General features: G+C 71.6%; 22 protein-coding genes. 12 read left to right on the top strand and 10 right to left on the bottom strand.

What is annotated here, in order from left to right:
* The first annotated feature begins 42 nt into the window (after positions 1-42).
* The 9 genes from AC5L30_RS05500 (at position 43) to AC5L30_RS05540 (ending at position 12,184) form a co-directional block, all read left to right on the top strand.
* Entirely contained in the window at positions 43-870 is an 828-nt protein-coding gene (locus AC5L30_RS05500; RefSeq protein ID WP_494865811.1) for an ABC transporter permease, read from the top strand.
* 1 nt (position 871) lies between these two features.
* Positions 872-1,618 carry an ABC transporter ATP-binding protein gene (locus tag AC5L30_RS05505; RefSeq protein ID WP_494865812.1) on the top strand — a complete coding sequence of 249 codons (747 nt, stop codon included), beginning with the start codon at positions 872-874 and terminating at the stop codon, positions 1,616-1,618.
* Entirely contained in the window at positions 1,615-3,675 is a 2,061-nt protein-coding gene (locus tag AC5L30_RS05510) for a DUF5941 domain-containing protein (RefSeq protein ID WP_494865813.1), read from the top strand. Before AC5L30_RS05505 ends, AC5L30_RS05510 begins: the two co-directional genes overlap by 4 nt.
* Before the next feature lie 14 nt (positions 3,676-3,689).
* Complete coding sequence (locus AC5L30_RS05515) at positions 3,690-5,900, top strand: bifunctional glycosyltransferase/CDP-glycerol:glycerophosphate glycerophosphotransferase (RefSeq protein ID WP_494865814.1); 2,211 nt, start codon at positions 3,690-3,692, stop codon at positions 5,898-5,900.
* A 125-nt stretch (positions 5,901-6,025) separates the two neighbouring features.
* Positions 6,026-7,324: an ABC transporter ATP-binding protein gene (locus AC5L30_RS05520; protein WP_494865815.1), complete on the top strand. Its 1,299-nt coding sequence runs from the start codon at positions 6,026-6,028 to the stop codon at positions 7,322-7,324.
* 94 nt (positions 7,325-7,418) lie between these two features.
* On the top strand, positions 7,419-8,426 hold the full coding sequence (locus tag AC5L30_RS05525; protein WP_494865816.1) for a hypothetical protein: 1,008 nt from the start codon (positions 7,419-7,421) through the stop codon (positions 8,424-8,426).
* A 61-nt stretch (positions 8,427-8,487) separates the two neighbouring features.
* Complete coding sequence (locus AC5L30_RS05530; protein WP_494865817.1) at positions 8,488-8,952, top strand: DUF4442 domain-containing protein; 465 nt, start codon at positions 8,488-8,490, stop codon at positions 8,950-8,952.
* 59 nt (positions 8,953-9,011) lie between these two features.
* Positions 9,012-9,815 carry a beta-phosphoglucomutase family hydrolase gene (locus tag AC5L30_RS05535; RefSeq protein ID WP_494865818.1) on the top strand — a complete coding sequence of 268 codons (804 nt, stop codon included), beginning with the start codon at positions 9,012-9,014 and terminating at the stop codon, positions 9,813-9,815.
* Positions 9,812-12,184: a glycoside hydrolase family 65 protein gene (locus tag AC5L30_RS05540; RefSeq protein WP_494865819.1), complete on the top strand. Its 2,373-nt coding sequence runs from the start codon at positions 9,812-9,814 to the stop codon at positions 12,182-12,184. The genes AC5L30_RS05535 and AC5L30_RS05540 overlap by 4 nt, the downstream gene beginning before the upstream one ends.
* Before the next feature lie 73 nt (positions 12,185-12,257).
* Here the strand turns inward: AC5L30_RS05540 and AC5L30_RS05545 are convergent, their stop codons facing one another.
* Positions 12,258-12,452 (bottom strand): hypothetical protein, encoded by a 195-nt coding sequence (locus AC5L30_RS05545; protein WP_494865820.1) that lies wholly within the window; start codon positions 12,450-12,452, stop codon positions 12,258-12,260.
* A 192-nt stretch (positions 12,453-12,644) separates the two neighbouring features.
* On the opposite strand from AC5L30_RS05545, the gene AC5L30_RS05550 reads away from it, so the two are divergent.
* Positions 12,645-13,298: a dienelactone hydrolase family protein gene (locus tag AC5L30_RS05550; protein WP_494865821.1), complete on the top strand. Its 654-nt coding sequence runs from the start codon at positions 12,645-12,647 to the stop codon at positions 13,296-13,298.
* Here the strand turns inward: AC5L30_RS05550 and AC5L30_RS05555 are convergent, their stop codons facing one another.
* Positions 13,299-14,399, bottom strand: a complete 1,101-nt coding sequence (locus AC5L30_RS05555) for an AI-2E family transporter (protein WP_494865822.1) — start codon at positions 14,397-14,399, stop codon at positions 13,299-13,301.
* A gap of 213 nt (positions 14,400-14,612) precedes the next feature.
* Between AC5L30_RS05555 and AC5L30_RS05560 the strand changes: the two genes are divergently transcribed.
* A complete protein-coding gene (locus AC5L30_RS05560; RefSeq protein WP_433270979.1) occupies positions 14,613-14,783 on the top strand; it encodes an antitoxin in 171 nt (56 codons plus the stop codon).
* 70 nt (positions 14,784-14,853) lie between these two features.
* Here AC5L30_RS05560 and AC5L30_RS05565 read toward each other — a convergent pair whose 3' ends face one another.
* The gene (locus tag AC5L30_RS05565) at positions 14,854-15,459 is read right to left on the bottom strand and encodes a hemerythrin domain-containing protein (RefSeq protein WP_494865823.1); all 606 of its coding nucleotides are present in this window, start codon (positions 15,457-15,459) and stop codon (positions 14,854-14,856) included.
* Between the two features lie 169 nt (positions 15,460-15,628).
* Here AC5L30_RS05565 and AC5L30_RS05570 point away from each other — a divergent pair, with 169 nt between their 5' ends.
* A complete protein-coding gene (locus AC5L30_RS05570; protein ID WP_494865824.1) occupies positions 15,629-16,945 on the top strand; it encodes an FUSC family protein in 1,317 nt (438 codons plus the stop codon).
* Between the two features lie 10 nt (positions 16,946-16,955).
* Here the strand turns inward: AC5L30_RS05570 and AC5L30_RS05575 are convergent, their stop codons facing one another.
* From AC5L30_RS05575 to AC5L30_RS05605, 7 genes are all read right to left on the bottom strand, one after another.
* The gene (locus AC5L30_RS05575; RefSeq protein ID WP_494865825.1) at positions 16,956-17,600 is read right to left on the bottom strand and encodes a C39 family peptidase; all 645 of its coding nucleotides are present in this window, start codon (positions 17,598-17,600) and stop codon (positions 16,956-16,958) included.
* Positions 17,601-17,823: 223 nt separating this feature from the next.
* The gene (locus tag AC5L30_RS05580; RefSeq protein WP_494865826.1) at positions 17,824-18,231 is read right to left on the bottom strand and encodes a pyridoxamine 5'-phosphate oxidase family protein; all 408 of its coding nucleotides are present in this window, start codon (positions 18,229-18,231) and stop codon (positions 17,824-17,826) included.
* A 31-nt stretch (positions 18,232-18,262) separates the two neighbouring features.
* Positions 18,263-18,604 (bottom strand): YkvA family protein, encoded by a 342-nt coding sequence (locus AC5L30_RS05585; RefSeq protein WP_494865827.1) that lies wholly within the window; start codon positions 18,602-18,604, stop codon positions 18,263-18,265.
* A 33-nt stretch (positions 18,605-18,637) separates the two neighbouring features.
* On the bottom strand, positions 18,638-19,456 hold the full coding sequence (locus AC5L30_RS05590) for a hypothetical protein (RefSeq protein ID WP_494865828.1): 819 nt from the start codon (positions 19,454-19,456) through the stop codon (positions 18,638-18,640).
* A gap of 154 nt (positions 19,457-19,610) precedes the next feature.
* A complete protein-coding gene (locus AC5L30_RS05595; RefSeq protein WP_494865829.1) occupies positions 19,611-19,985 on the bottom strand; it encodes a hypothetical protein in 375 nt (124 codons plus the stop codon).
* Between the two features lie 206 nt (positions 19,986-20,191).
* A complete protein-coding gene (locus tag AC5L30_RS05600; RefSeq protein ID WP_494865830.1) occupies positions 20,192-21,487 on the bottom strand; it encodes a WXG100 family type VII secretion target in 1,296 nt (431 codons plus the stop codon).
* Complete coding sequence (locus AC5L30_RS05605) at positions 21,480-21,890, bottom strand: hypothetical protein (protein WP_366332639.1); 411 nt, start codon at positions 21,888-21,890, stop codon at positions 21,480-21,482. The genes AC5L30_RS05600 and AC5L30_RS05605 overlap by 8 nt, the downstream gene beginning before the upstream one ends.
* Between the last annotated feature and the right edge of the window lie 43 nt (positions 21,891-21,933).

Genomic DNA, 21,933 nt, shown 5'->3' on the forward strand with positions numbered 1-21,933 from the left:
CTGCTAACCTGTCGTCCGTTTCAGGAGGCGGGAGGGGCTGCGGTGACCTCTGGCGTCGCGGCGTTGTGGTCGCACCGCAACTCGCTGCGCATCCTGGTCAGGCGGGATCTGGCGGTCAAGTACCAGCAGTCGGTGCTGGGCTACTTCTGGTCGTTGATCGAGCCGCTCGGGATGGGCGCCATCTACTGGTTCGTCTTCGGGGTGCTCTACTCCCGGGACACCGGTCGGCACCTCGGTGAGGCGGCCGGGTCGTACCCGTTGTTCCTGATCACCGGCATCTTCGCCTGGATGTGGACCAGCTCGGCGCTGAGCGAGGCGACGAACGCGCTGACCGGCCAGTCCCGACTGATCACCACGATGAACGTGCCGCGTCAGGTCTTTCCGATCGGCCGGGTCACCGGCCGGTTCGCCGAGTACGCGGCCGGCCTGCCGATCCTGATCGCCATCGCGGTGATCTATGCGGTGCACGGTCGGATCCACCCCGGCTGGTCGCTGCTCTCCCTGCCGCTCGCGGTGGCCGTTCAGGCCGTTTTGTTGACCGGGCTCGCCCTGCTGCTGTCCGCGTGGAACGTGCTGATGCGCGACGTGGAACGGTTGATGCGGCTGATCATCCGGGTGCTCTTCTACGCCACGCCGATCATCTATCCGCTCAGCCTGGTCCGGGAGTCCGGGCTGCCCGGCTGGTTGAAGGTGGTGTACGAGCTGAACCCGCTGGTCGGGATCTTCCAGCTGCACCACGCGATCTGGTACCCGGACGAGTTCCCGGACGCCCGGCTGCTCGCCACCACGACCGTCGGCAGCCTGTTGGTGCTGGCCGCCGGTTGGTGGTCGTTCCGCCGGTTGGAGCCCGCCGTGCTCAAGGAGCTCTGAGGTGGCCGGGCCGATCATCGAGGCGGATGGCCTGGGCATCCGGTTCGTCCGCAACCGTCGCCGTCAACTACGGCTGCGCGAGTTGTTCATCCACCGGGGTGCCCGTGGTGCGCTGCCCGGCCAGTTCTGGCCGCTGCGGGACGTGTCGTTCACCGTGCAGCCCGGCGAGACGGTCGGGGTGATCGGGCGTAACGGCACCGGCAAGAGCACCCTGCTGCGGCTGATCGCCGGGGTGCTCATTCCGGACGAGGGTGGCATCCAGGTGCACGGCGCGGTGGCGCCGTTGTTGGAGTTGTCCGCCGGTTTCTCCAACGACCTGACCGGGCGGGAGAACCTGCACCTGGTCGGTGGGCTGCACGGACTGTCGACGAGCTACCTGAAGCGGCACTTCGACGAGATCGTCGAGTTCGCCGGTGAGCAGGTGGAAAGGGCCATCGACACGTCGGTGCGGCACTACTCGTCGGGAATGAAGGTGCGGCTGGGCTTCGCGATCATCTCGCACCTGCCGCACCCGATCCTGCTGATGGATGAGGTGACCGCGGTCGGGGACGCGGAGTTCCGCAAGAAGTGTTACGCGACTATTGATCGTCTGCTCGGGGAGGGGCGCACGCTGGTGCTGGTGTCACACAACGAAAAGGACCTGACCCGGTTCTGCCGTCGGGGGTTGTACCTCGACGCGGGCCGGTTGACGCTCGACGGCACCATCGCCGAGGCGCTCGACGCGTACCACGCCGCGGTCCCGCGGTGACGCTCGCGATCGTGCTCGCCGCCGGGACGACCGCGGCGGGCCTGACCACGGCGACCGGTGAGCGGCTGGCCGACCGCCTGGCCGCCCAGTTGCGCCTGGCCGGGGCGGACGAGGTGCGCTTCGCCGCCAACCTCGACGAGCTGGCCGACCTGGTCGCCGCCGCGACCGCCCCCGTGCTGATCACCGGCACGGACCTGGTGGCGCACACCGCCGTCCTGCGGCACCTGGCCACCAGCCCGGTGGGGCCGACGGTGGCGCTGGTGCTCGGCGACCCGCCGGTGCCCGGTCGGACCGCCGTGCGGGAGGAGCGCGGCCAGGTGGTCGACGCCGGCGCGTTGGACGCCCTCGACGGGGACGCCACGGGCGTGTTCGGCGGCGCGCTGCGGGTCGGCGTGGACGACCTGCCGACCCTCGCGGCCGCCGCCCGGGCCGCCGCGTCCGGGATGCTCCCCGTGGCCGCCCCGATCGGCCCGGCCGGTGACGTGGCGCCGCTGCCGGCGGCCGGCGGGGGCGGGTCCGGTGGGTCGGTCGCGGCCGGTGGCCCCGGGTCCGCCGTGGACCGGCTCTTCGCGGGTCTCGCGGCGCTCGGCACCCTGGTCTTCGCCCAGCGGGTACGCCTGCTCGTCGCCCACCGGGTCGAGGACCCGGCCGGGCTGACCGCTGCCGAGGCCGCGGTGACCGCGGTCGACGAGGACCGGGCCGAGCTGCGGCTGTCGGTGAAGGAGAGGGACGACTTCTTCTCCACCTACTTCGTCAGCACCTGGTCGCCGTACCTGGTCCGGCTCTCGGCCCGGCTCCGGCTCACCCCGACCGGGGTGACGGTGATCTCGGTGCTCTTCGCACTGGGCGCGGCGGTGCTGTTCGGGATCGGTGGACGACCCGCGCTGGTCGGTGGCGCGGTGCTGCTCTACCTCGGTTTCGTGCTGGACTGCGTGGACGGCCAGCTGGCCCGCTACACCCGGCACTTCAGCGCCTGGGGTGGCTGGCTGGACACGATGGCGGACCGGGCCAAGGAGTACCTGGTCTACGCCGGGCTGGGCTTCGGGGTGAGCCACGCCGGGCTGGGTAACGGGTGGGCGCTCGCGATCGCCGCGATGACGTTGCAGACCGTCCGGCACATGACCGACACCTGGTATGGGGTGCTGCACGACGAGGCGGCCCGTCGGCCGCGTACGGCCACGAACGCCAGCGGCGGGATCGGTGACCGGCTCAACGCGGCGTCGACCCGGGTGCAGGCGGACACCGGGTCGGTGTCGTACTGGCTGAAGCGGACCGTGGTCTTCCCGATCGGTGAGCGGTGGGCGCTGATCGCGTTGACCGTGGCGCTGTTCAACCCGCTGGTCAGCCTGATCGCCGTGCTGGTCTGGGGGGTGCTGGCGTTCGCGTACACCGGGGCGCTGCGGACGCTGCGGGCCCGCTGGATGTGGGTGCCGGTGCTGGACACGGTCGATGCCACCCTGCACCGCGACGACGGGCCGTTGGCCCGCTGGTTGCCGGTGGTCCGCCCGATGGGGCCGCTGACCCTGGCGGTGATCGCCGCGCTCGGCCCGGCGGTGCTGCTGGTCGGGGCGCTGCTGAGTGACGCGCCCGAGGGGCTGCGCTGGGCGGTGCCGGTGGCGTTGCTGGTGTTGCTGGTCGGCGGTCTGGGTGCCGGGGCGGCGCACAACGGTCCGCTGGACTGGCTGGTGCCCGCGGCGTTGCGGGCCGCCGAGTACCTGTTCGCCATCGCGGTCGGGGTGGTCGGTGCGGCGCCCGGCTGGCTGATCTTCGGGTACGTCTTCGTGCTCACCGTGCACCACTACGACCTGACCGCCCGGCTGGAGAAGCGGCAGACGGCACCGCCTCTGCACGCGATGACGCTGGGCTGGGAGGGGCGCTCGGTGCTGTTGGCCCTCGCGGCGATCGCCGGTATTGCGGGTATCGGACTGGCTACACTCGGTGCGTACCTTCTCGTGGTTTTCGTGGTGAGCGTCGTCCTGGCCTGGTTCGTGCGACCGGCCCGTAGCGCGCGGGCGTCGGTGGCGCCGGCGGGCGCTGGAGGTGCCGTGCCGCGCTGACGGAGGGCGGCCGGATGACCCTGATCAGCTTCGTGGTGCCGGCCTTCCGGGTGCAGGGTTACCTGCGGGAATGCCTGGACTCCATCCTCGGTCAGCCGGAGACCGACATCGAGGTGATCGCCGTCGACGACTGCTCGCCGGACGCCAGCGGCGACATCATCGACGAGTACGCGGCCCGCGACCAGCGGGTCCACTCGGTTCGGCTGCCGGAGAACGTCGGCCTCGGTCCGGCCCGCAACATCGGGCTGGACCGGGCCGTCGGCGAGTACGTGTGGTTCCTCGACGGCGACGACTGGCTGGCTCCGGAGTGCCTGATCGAGGTTGCCGAGCGGTTGCGGGTCACCCGCCCGGACGTCCTGCTGGTCGACCACGTCCGCACCCACTGGAACGACACCTCCACCCGCAGCGCGATGGCCGAGGTGTTTCCGGAGTCGCCGGGTCCGGGCACCTTCCGGTTGCGGGACCGGCCGCAGGCCATGCACCTGCTGCACACCGCGTGGAACCGGCTGGTCCGTCGGGAGTTCCTCGTCGACCTGGGGCTGCGCTTCGCGCCCGGATGGTACGAGGACGTCTCGTTCAGCTACCCGGTGCTGATGGCCGCGCGGCGGATCGGCGTACTGGACCGGGTCTGCGTCAACTACCGCCAACGCCGTGCCGGCGCGATCACTCGGACCCGAGGTGACCGGCACTTCGAGGTCTTCCCGCAGTGGCACCGGGTCTTCCACCTGATGGAGTTGTGGGGGTCGGCGACGGAGGCCCTGCGGCCGGCGGTCTTCGAGCGGATGATCTGGCACTACCTGACCGTCCTCGGCAACGGTCAGCGGATCGCGCCGGAGCTGCGGGAGGCGTTCTTCGCGCAGATCACCGCCGACTACGAGCGCTGGCTGCCGCCCGGTGGCTATCCGGTGCCGGACGGGGTCGAGGGCATCAAACACAAGCTGGTCGCCTCCGGCCGGTGGCGCACCTTCAGCGCGTTGCGGGCCGCCAGCCGGGCCCGCGACGCCGCCCGCCGGCAGGCCCGCACCGCGCGGCGCAAGGTCGGGCCGGTCGCCCGGCGCGGTGCCCGGCTGACCCGTGACGGGCTGCTGCGCGAGTACTACCGGGCCGAGTTGCGGCGGCCGGTCGACCCGACGCTCGCGGTGTACGCCGCGTACTGGTACCGGGGTTACTCCTGCAACCCGGCGGCCATCTACGAGGTCGCCCGCCGGTTGGCGCCGGGGGTGCGCGGGGTGTGGGTGGTGCGCCGGGACCGGGTGGAGACCGTGCCGACCGGGGTGGAGTACGTGGTGGCCGGCACGCCGGCGTACTACCGGGTGCTCGCCCGCGCCCGGTGGCTGGTCAACAACGTCAACTTTCCGGACTTCGTCCGCAAGCGACCGGATCAGGTGCACGTGCAGACCCACCACGGCACGCCGGTCAAGGTGATGGGGCTGGATCAGCAGCGCTACCCGATCGGCGCGGGCCCGATGGACTTCGCCGGGCTGCTGCGCCGGGTGGACCGCTGGGACTACAGCGTCAGCGCCAACAGCTTCTCCACCCAGATGTGGGACCGGGCGTACCCGGCCACGTACACGACTCTGGAGGTGGGGTACCCCCGCAACGACCGCCTGGTCACGGCCGGTCCGGACGAGGTGCGTCGACTTCGCGCGGAGTTCGGCCTCGACCCCGACGAGCAGGTCGTCCTGTACGCCCCGACGCACCGCGAGCACCTGCCCGGCTACCGGCCGCCGTTCGACCCGGACCGGTTCGTCCAGGCGCTGGGTGGTTCGGGCCGGTTGCTGATGCGCAGTCACTACTTCCACGACCGGGACCGCCGTCCCGGCCAGCCGAGGGACTGGGAGCGGGTTCGCGACGTCAGCGGCCATCAGCGGGTGGAGGATCTCTACCTGGTGGCGGACGTGCTGGTCACCGACTACTCGTCGGCCATGTTCGACTATGCGGTGCTGGACCGGCCGATCGTGCTCTACACCCCGGACTGGGAGGCGTACCGGCTGGCCCGGGGGGTCTACTTCGATGTCACCGCCGAACCGCCGGGCGCGGTAGCCTCCACTTTCGCCGATCTGCTCGACCTGTTCCGTACCGACGCGGTGCGCTCGGACGCGGCGGAGAAGGCCCGCGAGCATTTTCGGGCCCGGTTCTGCACTTTGGACGACGGACGGGCGGCGGAGCGGGTGGTGCGCCAGGTGTTCCTCGGGGAACCGGGCGAGCGATCCACGAGCTGCTGATCAGGCTTCTGTCGTGTAATAGCAGCGACATCGATCGAACATGAGACGTTTACCCGATGTCATAAAGTCATGATCCTGGTCACAGTCTTCTGGGGTTCGGCAATCGCGCACTGGGGGGGACGACGGTGAGCACCGTCACGCTCAAGGATGTGACCAAGGTTTTCCGGGACGGCACGCTGGCCGTCGACAGCATCAATCTCGATGTGAACGACGGCGAGTTCATGGTGCTGCTTGGGCCGTCCGGGTGCGGCAAGTCGACGGTGCTGCGGATGATCGCCGGTTTGGAGGACCCGACCACCGGTGCGGTCATGCTCGACGGGGAGTTGGCGAACGACCTCCCCCCACGGGACCGCAAGATCGCCATGGTCTTCCAGGACTTCGCGCTCTATCCGCACATGACCGTCGGCGACAACATCGCGTTTCCGCTGCGGCTGGCCGGCATCGAGCCCGAGCCGCGGGGTGAACGGGTCAGTGACGTGGCGAGCGCGCTGGGCATCGGTGACGTGCTGGCCCGCAAGCCGGGTCAGCTCTCCGGCGGGCAGCGGCAGCGGGTGGCGATGGGCCGGGCGATCGTCCGTCGGCCCGGGCTGTTCCTGATGGACGAACCGCTGTCCAACCTGGACAGCGGTCTTCGGGCCGAGTTGCGCGCGGAGATCTCCGGTCTGACCCGCGAGCTGGGCGTCACCACCGTCTACGTCACGCACGACCAGGCCGAGGCGCTCACCATGGCCGACCGGGTGGCCATCATGCGCCGCGGCGTGCTCCAGGACGTGGGCACACCAACCCAGGTGTACGGCCGGCCGGCGACGCTCTACGTGGCGGCGTTCCTGGGCAGCCCACGGATGAACCTGCTGGAAGCGTCGGTCTACGTCCACCTGGACCGGTACGTCACGCTCAACCTCGGTGACCAGTCGCTCTACCTGCCCTGGAACGACATCCGCAGCCGGGCGGTGGCGCACTACCACGGTGAGCGGATCGTGGTCGGCATGCGGGCCGAGGCGCTCACCCCGGTCGCACCGGACAGCCCTGGCGACGTGCTGCGCGGCCGGATCCGCTACCTGGAGCACCACGGGCACGAGTCGTTGGCGTTCCTCGACATCGGTGCGACCGCGATCATGGTCGACGAGATGGGCGCGCCGCTCGAACCGCCACCGGTCGGCCAGCGTGGTCTGCGCCGGTTCGGTTCGGTGATGCAGCGGCTCACCGGCAAGCCGGTGGAGGCGCGGGACGCCCCTTCCGGTGGTGTCCAGACCAGCGTGCTCCCCGATCCGGGCCGGCACCACCGACGCCCGGCGGAGCTGGCGGTGCGGCTGGCACCGTACCCGGCGGTCAGCGCCGGTCACCCGCTCGCCGTGTCGGTGCGGATGGATGCGCTGCACTTCTTCGACGAGCGTGGCGACCGGATCGACGTGGGTTGGCGCTGACGATCTGCCGGAGCGGGGTGGCGGGCCTGCCACCCGGTGCCCTACCGTCTGCCCACCCAGTCCATTGTGAAAGACCACCGAGAGGGGTGCACCCGTGTCGGGTGACCGTCCCAGCCCGCTCGTCATCGAGCGCATCCTGCGGGATCGCGAGGGCATCTGGCAGCAGATCGTGGCCGAGCGCGACCTCAACGTCCTGACCGGGCGGATGCTGACCAGCTCCGCCATCGCGTTGGCCTGCTACGGGGCGGTGCTGGGCTTCTTCCACAGCCCGCTGATGGCGCTGACCTCGGCGCTGAAACTGCCGCTGCTGTTCCTGGTCACCCTGGCCATCTGCCTGCCCACGCTCTACCTGTTCAACCTGGTCTTCGGCGCCCGGCTCTCGGTGCGGCAGTCGTTGGCGCTGGTGATGGTGGCGATCACGGTCACCTCGATGCTGGCGGTGGCGTTCGCGCCGATCAGCCTCTTCTTCCTGATCACCGCCAACGACTACGGGTTCTTCAAGCTGCTCAACGTGGCGATCCTGACCCTGTCGGCGCTGGTGGGGTTGCGCTTCCTGACCAGCGGGATGCAGGTGCTCAACGACCACGGCCTGCTCGCGCCGGAGGCCGCCAACGCCAAGGTCGACGAGCAGGCCAGCGCCCCGGCGCCGGTGCCGGCCGTGCCGGCCGTGCCGGTCCAGGCTGTGCCGGCCGCCGGGGCGACACCGGCCACCGCGCCGGTCGCCGAGAGCGCCGAGCCGGTCGCCGTGCCGGCCGGGGCCGCGGTTGCCGAGTCGACGTCGAACGGTTCCGTGACCACCGCGCCGGCGCCGGTCCAGGTTCCGACCCAGTGGGCCGGGCAGCCGGCCGGTGCCTCCTTCCCGCCCGGCTACGTGGCGCAACGCCCGTTGGAGGGCCGTCCGGTCCGACGCGGGGAGCCGACGCAGCGGCCGGCCAGCATGACCCTGCTCTACATCTGGATCCTGCTCTTCGGTTTTGTCGGCACCCAGCTGGCCTGGACGTTGCGGCCGTTCTTTGGCGACCCGGGGCAGAATTTCTCCTTCTTCCGCAGCATCGACGGCAACTTCTACGCGGAGATCCTGCGCATCATCGCCAACCTCTGAGCGTGCCCTGACGGGGAAGTCGCTGGTTGCCGGCTTGGTTACCGGTGAGTAACGTCAGGCCATGACTATCGACTCCCGCCAGGTGGCGGTCGGCATGCTGGAAGCGGTGCCGTTCGCTCGTACGCTCGGTATCGAGTTCGTCGAGGTGGCACCCGAGGCGGAGGGTGGTGTGCGGGCAGTCGTCCGGTTGCCCGACTCGCCGGCCACCCACAACCACATCGGCGGGCCGCACGCCGGTGCCATGTTCACCCTCGGCGAGACGGCCTCCGGCGCGGTCGTGCTGGCCGCCTTCGGGCAGCTGCTCGACCGGGCCGTGCCGTTGGCCGTCCGGGCCGAGATCGCCTACCGGAAACTCGCCATGGGCCCGGTGCTGGCCACCGCGCGACTCGGCCGGCCGGCGGTCGAGGTGATCGAGGAGCTGGCCGCCGGTCGACGCCCGGAATTCCCCGTCGCGGTCCAGATCGCCTCCGAGGACGGCAAGCCGACCTCGGAGATGACCGTGATCTGGACTCTGCGACCGAACTGAACCGCCTCAGAGCGGCCGAAACGGGTTTGCGGGCCCAGCAGGGTGGATAGATTCGTACCGTGCTGGGCCTACCTGCTCACGTGACCGCCTGTCTCTTCGATCTGGACGGTGTGCTGACGCAGACCGCCCGCGTACACAACGCCGCCTGGACGCAGACGTTCGACGAGTTCCTTCGCCAGCGCGCCACGGTCTCCGGCGAACCGTTCCAACCGTTCGACCCCGGCCCGGACTACAACCGCTACGTCGACGGTCGACCTCGGGCCGATGGCGTCCGGTCGTTCCTCGCCTCCCGTGGGATCGTGCTCCCCGAAGGCGGCCCGGACGACCCGCCGGAGGCCGAGACCGTCAACGGCCTGGGCAACCGCAAGAACGTCCTGCTGCTGCGACACCTGCGTACCGACGGCGTCGAGGTCTACCCGGGCTCGGTGCGGTACCTGAAGGCGGCGACCGCCGCCGGGCTCCGCCGAGCCGTGGTCACCGCCAGCGCGAACGGGGGCGAGGTGGTCACCGCCGCCGGGCTGGAGTCGCTGCTGGAGGTCCGGGTGGACGGGCTGGTCGCCCGCGCTGACGGGCTGCGCGGCAAGCCACACCCCGACACCTTCCTCGCCGGGGCCAGGCTGCTCGGCGTCGACCCGACCCAGGCCGCCGTCTTCGAAGACGCGCTCTCCGGGGTGGCCGCGGGCCGCGCCGGTGGCTTCGGCTACGTGGTCGGCGTCGACCGGGTCGGGCAGGCCGACGAATTGCTCGCTCACGGCGCCGACATCGTGGTGACGGACCTCGCCGACCTGCTCGACGCCGCCGACCCGCCAGCGCCGACCCGCACCGCGACCAACCCGCTCGCCGCCGAACGAGACCCCGCATGATTCGCGAGCGCGCCTATCCGGTCGAGCCGTGGCACGTCCGGGAGACCCGGCTGGACATGGACGTGCTGGCCCAGTCGGAGTCGGTCTTCGCGCTCTCCAACGGGCACGTCGGCCTGCGGGGCAACCTCGACGAGGGTGAGCCGCACGGCCTGCCCGGCACCTACCTCAACTCGTTCTACGAACTGCGTCCGCTGCCGTACGCGGAGGCGGGCTACGGCTTCCCCGAGTCCGGGCAGACCATCGTCAACGTCACCAACGGCAAGCTGATCCGGCTGCTGGTCGACGACGAACCGCTCGACGTGCGGTACGGCGAGCTGATGGCCCACGAGCGGATCCTCGACCTGCGGGCCGGCACGCTGCACCGGGAGCTGCACTGGCGCTCGCCCGCCGGCCGGGAGGTCAAGGTCCGCAGCACCCGCCTCGTCTCGTTCACCCAGCGTTCCGTGGCCGCCATCAGCTACGAGGTGGAGGCCGTCGACGGCCCGCTGCGGCTGATCGTGCAGTCCGAGCTGGTGGCGAACGAGTCGCTGCCCGCGCAGAGCAAGGACCCCCGGGTCGCGGCGGTGCTGGAATCGCCGCTCCAGGCCGAGGAGGAGCTGACCACCCCCGACGGCGGGCAGCTGATCCACCGCACCAAGGTCTCCGGCCTGCGGGTCGCCGCCGCCATGGAGCACGAGGTGCACGGCCCGGACCACACCACCATCGAGTCCGAGGGGTACCAGGACTGGGTGCGTACCACGATCGCCTGCGTGCTCAAGCCCGGCGAGAAGCTGCGGGTGATCAAGTATCTGACCTACAGCTGGTCGAGCCGCCGGTCCCTGCCGGCGCTGCGCGACCAGGTCGGCGCGGCACTGGCCGGCGCCCGGCTCGACGGTTGGGACGGGCTCCACCGCGAGCAGCGCAGCTACCTCGACGCGTTCTGGGACGCCTCGGACGTGCTGGTCGAGGGCGACCCGGAGGTGCAGCAGGCGGTCCGGTTCGGTCTTTTCCACGTCTTGCAGGCCGGCGCCCGGGCCGAGCAACGGCCGATCTCGGCGAAGGGGCTGACCGGCCCCGGTTACGACGGTCACGCCTTCTGGGACACCGAGATGTTCGTCCTGCCGGTGCTCACGTACACCCAGCCGAGCGCGGTGCGCAGCGCGTTGCAGTGGCGGCACAGCACGCTGGACTCGGCGAGGGAACGTGCCGAGACGCTCAACCTCCGGGGCGCCGCCTTTCCCTGGCGGACCATCGAGGGCCCGGAATCATCCGGATACTGGCCGGCCGGTACGGCGGCGTTCCACATCGCCGCCGACATCGCCGACGCCGCGCGCCGCTACGTGATGGTCACCGGGGACACCCAGTTGGAACGGGAGATCGGGCTGGAGCTGCTGGTGGAGACCGCCCGGCTGTGGCGCTCGATCGGCCACCACGACCGGCACGGGCAGTTCCACATCGACGGTGTCACCGGCCCGGACGAGTACACCGCCGTGAAGAACGACAACATCTACACCAATCTGATGGCGCAGCGGAACCTGTTCGCCGCCGCCGACGTGGTCATGCGCTACCGGGATGAGGCGTTCCACCTCGGGGTCACCGACGAGGAGGCCGCGAGCTGGCGGGACGCCGCCACCTCCATGCACGTCCCCTATGACGAGGAGATCGGCGTCCACCAGCAGGTGGAGGGCTTCACCCGCCTCCAGGAATGGGACTTCACGCACACACCGGCGGAGAAGTACCCGTTGCTGCTGCACTACCCGTATTTCGAGCTGTACCGCAAGCAGGTGGTGAAGCAGGCCGACCTGGTCCTTGCCATGCACTGGAGGGGGGACGCCTTCACCCCCGAGGAGAAGGTGCGCAACTTCCTCTACTACGAGCGCCGCACCGTGCGCGACTCGTCGTTGTCGGCCTGCACTCAGTCCGTCCTCGCCGCCGAGGTGGGCCACCCGGAACTCGCGCACACCTACCTGCGTGAGGCGGCGCTCATGGACCTGCACGACCTCAACGAGAACACCCGCGACGGCGTACACATGGCGTCGTTGGCCGGCGCGTGGCTCGCCCTGGTCAGCGGGCTCGGCGGCCTGCGGGACCACGACGGAGAGCTGTCCTTCGCCCCCCGGCTCTCCAGCCGACTCAGCCGGTTGGAGTTCTCGCTCCAGTGGCGAGGGCTGGCGCTGCGAGTGGATGTCCGGCCGCACCAGACGACGTACTCGCTGCGCCACGGCGGCCCGGACGACGTGGTGGAGCTGCGCCACCACGACCAGGTGCTGCGGGTGACCTGCGACGAGCCGGTGACGGTGCCGGTGCCGCCGGCCAAGCCGTCCGGCCCGCCGCCCGAGCAACCACCAGGCCGTTCTCCGCTTCTGCGGTTGCCCGAGCGCGAACAGTGACGGGCGGGGCGGGAGAATTCCCGCCCCGCCCGCCCGCGCCGGTGAATCAGACCGGCTCGCCGGTCCCGTTCGATCAGACCGGCTCGCCGGTCGACGGACGTCCGATCGCGTCCCGGGGCGCCGCCGCCTTCGGATCGTCGGGCAGCCGGGCCGAAGCGGCCTGGTCCCCGAAATCCTGGTCCCCGACGTCCTGATGACGTTCGGCATCCTGTTCACGCCGGGTCCGCTCGGTCAGCTCCTGCTGCCGGGAAATCTGCTGCTTGGCCATGGCGATCCTCGCGATCCGTCGGGGCGCGGTTGCGCCGACACGGTCTGCGGTCGTTCGTCGCGTACCCGACGCCCCAGCGGGCAAACGCGGCCCGGCGGCGGGCGCACGGCCCGGGGTGGACGCCGCCGTCGGCGGGCGTGCCGGGCGGCGGACCGGGTACCCGGACCACCGGCGAGCACGCGGAGGTGGGGCATGGACGAGCAGCGCGGCACGGTGACGATTCCGATCGGGGACGCACAACTCCCCGCTGACCTGACGTTGCCCGCCCAACCGGTCGGCGTGGTGCTGTTCGCGCACGGTAGCGGCAGTTCCCGGCACAGCCCGCGCAACGTGGCGGTGGCCCGGACGCTGAACGACCGTGGGCTCGGCACGGTGCTGGCGGACCTGCTCACCCCGGCCGAGGACGAGGTGGACGCGCGAACCGCCGAACTGCGCTTCGACATCGGGCTGTTGGCCAGCCGGCTGGTCGGGATCGTCGACTGGCTGGCCGTCGAGCGTCCTGCCGGGGACGTGTCGATCGGTCTGTTCGGGGCCAGCACAGGTGCTGCCGCTGCCCTGGTGGCGGCGGCGTCCCGCGCCGATCGGGTGGCTGCCGTGGTCAGCCGGGGTGGTCGGCCGGACCTGGCCGAAGCCGCGTTGGCCCAGGTGCGTACCCCGACGTTGCTGTTGGTCGGCGGGCTGGACGAAGAGGTGATCACGCTCAATGAGCGGGCGCTGGCCGAGCTGGGCGAGGTCGGCGAGTTGCGGGTGATCCCCGGCGCCACCCATCTCTTCGAGGAGCCCGGCACCCTGGAGCAGGTCGCCGACCAGGCCGGCGCCTGGTTCACCAGCCACCTCAGTCGATGATCAGTCCGCCGGCAGGAGGGCCGAGGCCGCGCGGCGCTGTTGAACGGTGTCGATGACGCGCCAGAGAACGGCGGTGATCGGGACGCTGACGAAGGCACCGGCGATCCCCGCGATCAGCGTGCCCGCGGTGACCGCCACCAGGATCACCGCCGGATGCAGTCGGACCTGCCGCTTCATGACCAGCGGCTCCAGCAGGTTGCCCTCGATCTGCTGCACGGCGATCACCGCTGCGAGGGTGAGCAGCGCGGTGGTGGGACCGTTCGCGGCCAGCGCCACCAGCACCGCCACGGCACCGGCCACCGTCGCCCCGATGATCGGCACGAACCCGCCGAGGAACGTGATCAACGCCAGCGGCAGGGCGAGCGGCACCCGCAGCACCACGAGGGCCAGCCCAATGCCCAGCGCGTCGATCGCGGCGATGAACATGGTGCCCCGGCTGTACGCGCCCAACGTCTGCCAACCGGCCCGGCCGGCCTCGGCCAGCACGGGCTGGTTCGGGCCGGACACCCGCGACAGCACCCAGCGCCACATCGACCGGCCATCCTTCAGCAGGAAGAAGAGCAGCACCAGAGCCAGCAGCGCGGAGCCGAACACCTCGGTGGCGGTCCGGGCACCCGCCACCGGGTCCGGGGAGCTGCCACTGAGCCCGTCCCGGGCCTGGTCGACCAGTCGGTCCAACTGCGCCTCGGTGACCGGCAGCGTGGACGTCACGAAGTCCCGGCTGCGTTCGACCCCCTGCGTCAACTCCTGGCTGAGCTGATCGAACTGGCTGGCGGTCAGGTTCCACACCAGAGCGCCGACGCCGACCAGGATGCCGAGCAGCAGCAGTACGGTGCAGAGCGCGGCCAGCGCCGCCGGCAGGCGTAACCGGCGCAGCAACAGCAGAACCGGGTCGAGCAGCGCGGTGAGGAAGATGGTGGCGGCCAGCGCGATGGCCAGCGGCGCCAGCAGGACGGCGATCCGGCCGAGGAGGTAGAGCCCGGCGGCGATCACCACCAGGCAGGCGCTCCACAACACCGCGGTTCGTACCAGCCAGGGCAGCGCCGCCCAGGTCTGGCGCGGCCCGGGGCCGCCTGTCGGTCCGGGTTCCTCTGCGGCCATGTCGGTCCTCCTCGATCTCGACGAGGTCGGTACCCGGTCGGTCGCGCCGCGACACCCGTATCGCTGGCCGTCGCCCGCGCGGATCGTACGCCGGCCGGAGTGACGCGGCTGATTGTTCGCGAATCGCATCCGGAACGACGGCGTTTGCGCGGTCGGGCGGAGGGAACGCGAAGGGGACGGACCGGACTGAGGAGGAACGCCGTGGGTGACTTCATGGACAAGGCCAAGGACTTCGCGGACAAGCATGACAAGCAGGTCGACCAGGGTGCGGAGAAGGCTGGCGACATGGCCGACAAGCGCAGCGGCGGCAAGTACGGCGATCAGATCGACAAGGGCGTGGACCAGGCCCAGGCGCGCACCGGTGAGGGCGACCAGGTCCGCTGACCCGCTCGCCCCTCCCGGGTCGCCGAGCCCTCGGCGACCCGGGGGTAGCCGGGTCCGGATGGCGCTGGGGTCAGCGCTGTTGCTTGTCGCGTAGCTCGTCCATCGAGGTGGGTCGGCCGCTCAACGCGTCGCGCAGCCGGTCGACCAGACCGATGCCGGGGGCCAGCAGCTTGTTCGCCGACGGGCGCTCCGGGCTCCCCGGATGCGGCCGGGTCGGCCCGATCTCCTTGATCGCCGTCACCTTGGCGGCAATCTCGACCAGCTCCTCCCGGGCCGTCGCCGCGCGCAGCCGGGGAAACAACTCCTTCTCCTCTTCCGCCACATGGTGTCGGACGGTGCTGGTCAGCTGAGCGAGCAACTCGTCGAAGCGGGGGTCGGACGGCTCGGCGGACTCCAACTCCTTCATGGTCCGCTCGGCATCGGCGTGCTCCGCGATCTCGCGGTCGGCGATCTCGTCGCCGTCGGGCAGTGCCTTGCGGGCGATCGGATACACGTACGCCTCCTCGGCCACCGAGTGACGGACGAGTTCGGCGATCACCACGTCGGTGAGGTGCCGGCGGTGCTCGGGGGTGCCCTGCCGGGTCGCCAACTCGACGAGGAGTTCTTCGATCTCACGATGATCGGAGACCAGGATGTCGACGGCATCGTGGTCGTCGGCGGTCGTTGGATTGGTCATGTCACGGCCCCTTACCGGTTGCGGATCGGTGGGAGGTGTGTGGCTCAGGTACCCCCACGGGGCTGCACAAACCTACGGTTGACGATGGGTTTGGGGGTGTGGCTGGGGCCGGCGGGGTTGGTGCCGGGCCGCCCACGATTGCCCTGCCGCCGCCGGGGTAACCGCCGCCATGGCCGACGACCGCCCACCCGCCGGCCGCGACCACTCGCGGCTCGATGCGATCGCCGAGCGGACGGTTCGACGGGTGCGGCACCGTGGCGGAGAGGCCGGCCGGATCCGGGCCCGGCAGTGGGAGGTCACCCTGGTGATCTCCATCCAGGCGGGCCTGGCCGCGGCGATCGCCGCCCTGCTCGCCCAGAACCTGCTCGGCCCTGGATCGCACGTCTTCGCCCCCGCTGCCGCCGTCGGTACGATCGCCACCGCCATCGGGCAGCGGGCTCGGCGCACCTTCGAGCTGTTGGCCGGCGTGGCCCTGGGCATCATCATCGGCGACACGCTGCGATTCCTGCTCGGCTCAGGCCCGTGGCAGACCGGCGTGGTGGTCGCGCTGGCCATCGCCGCCGCGTTGCTGGTGGCCGGGAAGGGCGGTCCGCTGGTCGGTCAGGCCGGCGGTACCGCCGTGCTGATCGCCACGCTGACCCCGATGGAACGTGGCCTGGAGCTACCCCGGATCTTCGACGCGCTCGTCGGTGGGGCGGTCGGCCTGGCGGTGGTCGCGCTGTTGTTGCCAGTCAACCCGATGCGAGTGCTGGACCGTGCCGCGGCACCGGTCTTCGCGGTCCTCTGCGAGCAGCTCGCCGAGCTGGCGCAGGCGTTGCGGGAGCGCGACGGCGAGCGGACCCTGGGCGTCCTGGAGCGGCTCCGCGGCACCGAGGACGACCTGAGCCGGCTACACGATGCGCTGAGCGGCGCCGAGGAGGTGGTGACCATCGCTCCGGTGCGCTGGCACCGCCGGCAGCAGTACCACCGTTACGCCCGCAGCGCGGGTCACCTGGAGCGGTTGTTGCTGGACACTCGCGCCATGGCCCGCTGGTCGAGCACCGCGTTGCAGTACGACGAGCCGATTCCGCCGGAACTGCCGGACGCGATGAGCCGGTTGGGTCAGGCGGTGGCGGAGATGCGTACGGAGTGCAGGGTCGGTGACGACCCCCAGCGCACCCGCCGGTTGGTCGAGCAGTGCGCCGAGTTGGCCGGACGGGCCTCGGCGAGCGGGGTCAAATCGTTCGGCGAATCCCTCGTCACCGGACTGCGCACCGCGGCCAGCGACCTGCTCCGGGCCGCCGGTTATGAACCCGACGACGCCAACCGGATCGTGCGCCGGGCGGCCGGCGCCGGCGAGGCGGAGACTCACCCGCCGGTCCGGCGACAACTGCACCGGGCCCGACCGACGCGAGCCGCCCGAGCCCGTCGACGGGCGCACCTCGCCGCCCGGGCCCGCAACGACGGACGGGCCGGCCTCCCCGCACGGGAGAGACCGGCCCGGTGAACCGTCATGCTCAGGAGGAGTAGCCGCGCTCGGCGATCCAGTTGGCGACCTTCGGCAGGCTCATCCAGTACTCGCCCAACGCCGGGTCGGCCGGGTCGGCGACCCGGATCGTGTCACCACCGTCGCGGTAGCCGACGAGGGTCAGGTAGTGGCCGCCCTCGTACGAGTGCGGGTTGCCGTCGGTGTCCACGGTCGTGCCCTTGATGTTGGCCACCACCGGTCGCCCGGCGTCCACCGCGGCCAGCACGTCGCGCCGCAGCTGCTCGACCTGGTCGGGTCGGGCCACCGAATCACGGATCTCGGTGGTCCGGTACTTGCCGCCGGTCAGTTCGTTCAGCACCCGAGTGGTGTCCAGGGCCGAGGGGGTACCCGCCTCGGTGGTGCCGAGCAGTTGGGCCACCTCGTCCTGGGAGAGCGCCTTGCCCTGGGCGGACAACGCGATCCGGGTCGCGGCCGGGCCGCAGTAGTAGAAGTTCGGCTGAGCCTGGTAGTCGATGCCGAGGATCCGCTCGGCGTGCCGGTCGTTCTGGCTCGACGAGGCCGGCGCGGACTGCACCGGGGCGGCCTGCGCGGCCACCGCCGGGCCGAGGGTGCAACCGCCGGCGACCAGTAGGCCGACGACGGACAGACCGCTCTTCTGGACGATCGGGTTCATGGTCGAGTCTCCGTTCGGGGGTTGGCGCCTCCGATCAGCGGAGGACGGCAGCACCGGGAATGGCGCTCGGCGCAACACGGGGGCCGACCATCGGTGGTATCGGCCCTGGGCGTACCGAGGGCGTAACCGCTCTGCTCCACCGAGAATTCCGCCGGCTGCGGGCACCGGGGGCGCGCGGCATCCCGGCCCGGCCCGAACCGGTCATCGGGGATACGCGGTCAGCTCAGAGGCTCCCGAGCAGCCTGGTCACGGTGATCTCGATGACCACCCGCTCCGGATTCGGGCGTGGTGTCCGATACCGCTCGGCGTAGCGCCGTTCCGCCTCCGCCACGGCGGCCGGATCCGACCGCAACACCGCGCGACCCTCGATGGTCAACCAGCGGCGGCCATCCACGTGGCACACGGCCACCGCCGCGCCCGCCGCGCCGGCCGCCGCCACCTGGCGGGCCTTCTGGGAGGCGCCCGAGGTGATGACCCGGGCCAGCCCGGCCGCCGGGTCGAGGGTCACCCCGACCGGTACGACGTGCGGGGTGCCGTCCCCCCGCAGGGTGGTCAGCGTCGCGAGGTGACGTTCCGCGCAGAAGGCGACAACACGCTCATCGTGCACGTCCAACCGACGATCGCCCGCCATGCCCGTCCCCTGTCCGCCGAACCGACCTCGATCATGGCACGCGGCGGCGCACCCGGTCCCGATCCGGCGGGGCATCCGGCTGACCGGGCAACTGGCGACCCGCCGCCCGACGTTGGTGCACCAGCCGGGTCAGGTAGATCAGCGCGGCGGCCAGGACCCCCATGTCATCCAGGTAGATCGGGTCCGGCAGCACGTCGACCGGGAAGATCGTGTAAATCAGCGCCCCGTAGAAGGCGACCTTGCCGCCCGCGCCGAGCCCGGTCAGCATCCGCCGCGTACGCACCACCCGCACCGCCAGCACCACCGCACCGACCAGTGTGGCGAGCGCCAGGATGCCGGCGATCACCACGAGGACCCACGCCTGTCGGGACATGCCGTCACGCTAACCCACCTGAGCCCGCAGGGCTCAGAACGCGGGCACTGTCGCCCGGCCGCGAGCGGTCACCTTGTTCTCCCGGGTCTGCTCGACGTTCTCCCGGGTCTGCGCGCCCAACGGTCGGGCGACCTCACTCAACGGCAGCACCGACGCCGACTCGGCGACCCGCCGTCCGGTCGCCGCGTGCGCCTCCTCGCGCAGGCTGCGCGCCGCGGCCACCGCCAACTCCGCCGCCCGCCACGCGGCCTGCTCCCGCTCACGGGCAGCGGTGTGCCTGGCCGCCAGGTTGTCCCGGATCGCCCGCTGGAGCACCAGCTCCTGCTCGACCGGGTGCAGCCGCGGGTCCCAGCCGTCGCGGTGCGCGAAGACGTCGCTGAGCTGCTCCACCGACAGTTCCCGCCGCCAGTACGCGTCCAGCGCCGCCCGGTGCAGGTAGCGCTCGCGGTCCGCGTACTCGGCGGGGGTCCGTGCGGTCTGCGGCAGTGGCATCGCGGCCGCCGCGTCGAGCCGTCGCACGCCAGCCTCGGCCGCCTCGTACGCCAGCCAGGCCGCCTCGACCGCCTCCTGCGCGGCCACCCACTCCGCCCGGCGGCGCCGCACGGTGGTGGTGGCCCGCTCCGCGGCGACCGCGACCTCCTGCGCGTAGCGGCTCTGCTCCCGCTCCTCCTGCGCCTCTTCGAGTTGGCTGGGCATGGCCGCGCGACGGATCCGGGCACCCGGGTCGAGGCGGAGCCGCCCGGGTTGCAGCAGGAGAGCGGAGACAGCGACTGCGACCACCCCGAGCAGGCTCAGCCAGATGACGGCGGCCCGGGAGAGGTCTGGCAGGACGGCGGAGAGGATGGTTTGCATGATCAGCACCTCGCGGTCGAAGGCGGGTATCGACGGGCGGCAGGAGGGCGCGGCAGCACCGGTCGGCCCGGTGGCGGGGTCGTCCCGTCGACGGCGAACTCAGGTGCCGCGCGGGATCAGCCGGGGTCGGGCCCCGGGGATCGCCGGGCCTGGCTCAGCGGGCGGGCGGGCCGCGTCGCGCGGGAACGCCACGGCCGGGATCGATGGCCGGGACGTGCGACAGGCCCGCCGCGACCGGACCGGTCGCCGTGGCGGTATCGGCCGTGGCGGCATCGAGCGCGTCACCCGGCGGGGTGACAGCGGGCTGGCCGGCCCGCTCGATGGCCGGGCTGGCGTCGGGGTGGACACCTGCCACCCGGCTGCTCACCGCACTGGGCCGCAGCTGCGTGGGGGCGGGCGGTGGGGTCGCGGCGAGAGCGGCACCGAGGCCGACCGCGAGCACCAGCGCAGTGACCGCCAGGCGGGTCAGGTCCCGCAGTGACCGCAGCACAGCCCACCGGGCTGGGCGGACAAACGCTGCGGACGACACCCAACCAACCTATCGTCCGTCCTGGCGTATCGCAGCACGGCGACGGACCGCGCTGGCGTGACAGCCACCACCATGCGCACAGTGGACGCCGTCGGCCAGGACCCGAGAACGGTGGCGCCCCCGACCGGATCAGGCCCGATCGGGGGCACCGCGCATCGTCCGGGTGGCACCGCCGGTGGTGCAGGCTGGCCGGCTGCGGACCGTGGTCAGTCGCCGGTGCCGAGCACCCGGGGGGCGGCCTTCTCGTCGCCCTGCCACACCATCTCGTCCTCGGTCAACCAGGTCAGCCGGTCGTCGGAGTCGTCGTCCTGCGCTCGACCGTGCCCGCCGAGCACGCCGGGACGGCCGCCGCCGGAACCCGGCCGGGCGTTGCCACCGGTCATGGCCGCGCGTCCGCCGCTCCCGCCGCGCTGGCCGTCGACACTGCGCGCGATCCCGCTGGCGGCGCGGCTCTCCGCCGGGGCCGCACCACCGCCGGTCGGTCGAGCCGAAGTGGGGGGCGGGCTGCCCGAGCCCGCGAGTGCGCCGCTGTGCAACACCCCGCCGGCCGGTGCCCCGCCCTGCGTTCCGTAGAGCAGGCCAGGACCGGTGTTCGCCGCGGGGGGCGCGCCGGCCGGCCCGGACAGGCCGGCCAGCCCGGCGACACCCCCGCCGAGCAGCGCGCCGCCGACCAGGGGGTCCGCACCGGCGAGGGAGGTGCCGCGGTCAGCGGGGTCGCTGCCAGCGCCGATCGGGCCGGTGACGACAGCCGGGCCGCCACCGGCGCCCGAGCCGACCTCGCCCGGAGTCGAACCGTCGCCCGGCAGTTCGCCAACACGGTCGGGCGTCGAGATGGTCGCGTCACCGGTGCGCCCGGTGTCATGGCCGGTGTTAGGGCCGGCGGTCACCTTGGCGACGGCCGAGACGCTCTGCGGCGTCGTCGGATCCTTGCTGGCGGTGCTCGGAGTGTCCGGGTCGGGCGGGGGCGGTTCGACCACCCGGTCGTAGGCGGAGAGGTCGTAACTGCTGGCCAGCTCGGCCACCAGGTTCACCATCCGCTGGTGGGCCTTCTCCTGCTCGGCCTTGTCCTGCTGGTGACCCGCGATGCCCCCGACGATCAGACCGGTCAGACCGAAGGCAGCGCCACCCTTGATCGCACCGCCGATCGCCTTGTCGTTGTCGTCGGTCTCCTCCGGGCTCTCGGCCTGCTTGTGGGCGGCGCGCAGGTGGTCGGCCATCATGGTCAACCCCTGCTTGATGCCGGCCATCCCTTCGCCCAACGCGTCGGTGTGGGCGACGATCAGGCTGAGTCGCCGGTGGAACTCCCGACCTGCCGAACCCGTCCAGGTGTTGGAGAGTTTGTCGAGGTCGCCGCTCAGCTCCCGGCCGAGGCCGTCGAGGATGCCCTTGAGCTCGGCCCACTGGGTGGCCACACCCTCGATCTGCTCCGGCTTGCCCGCCATCAGGCCGTCGTACAGCTGCTGGTGGCTGCTGCCCTGGTAGCGCTGGGTGTATTCAGACACGCCCGTCCTCCTTCGGCTGCAACGCCCGGTCAACCGGGGTCAGCGCGGCGGTGACATCGTCGGCGTTGGCCGCATTACGCGCCTCGGCGGTGCGGTAGTTGCTCAGGATCGTGCTGGTCGCCTGCTGTGCCGCCAGCACCGCCTGCCGGATCCGCTCGGCCTGATCCACGTAGGACTGGTGCACCTCGCTGTAGCGACGCGCCTTGTCGGTGGCGTCGAAGAACGAGCCCAACGCCGGCGGACGGCACTGCATCTCAGTGTTGAGCTTGCGCAGCACCGACTCGGCCTGGCTCAACCGCGACGCCAGGTGCTCGTGGAAGTCCTCAAGGGACAACAGGTCGACTTCCGTACGCCCGGCCATGGCAACATCCCCGTCGTTCTGGTTGACAACCGTCAGCGACATCCAGGTTAGTCCACCAGTGCGACTCCGGGCGACCCGTCGAAGC

This window comes from Micromonospora sp. BQ32, assembly GCF_059358895.1.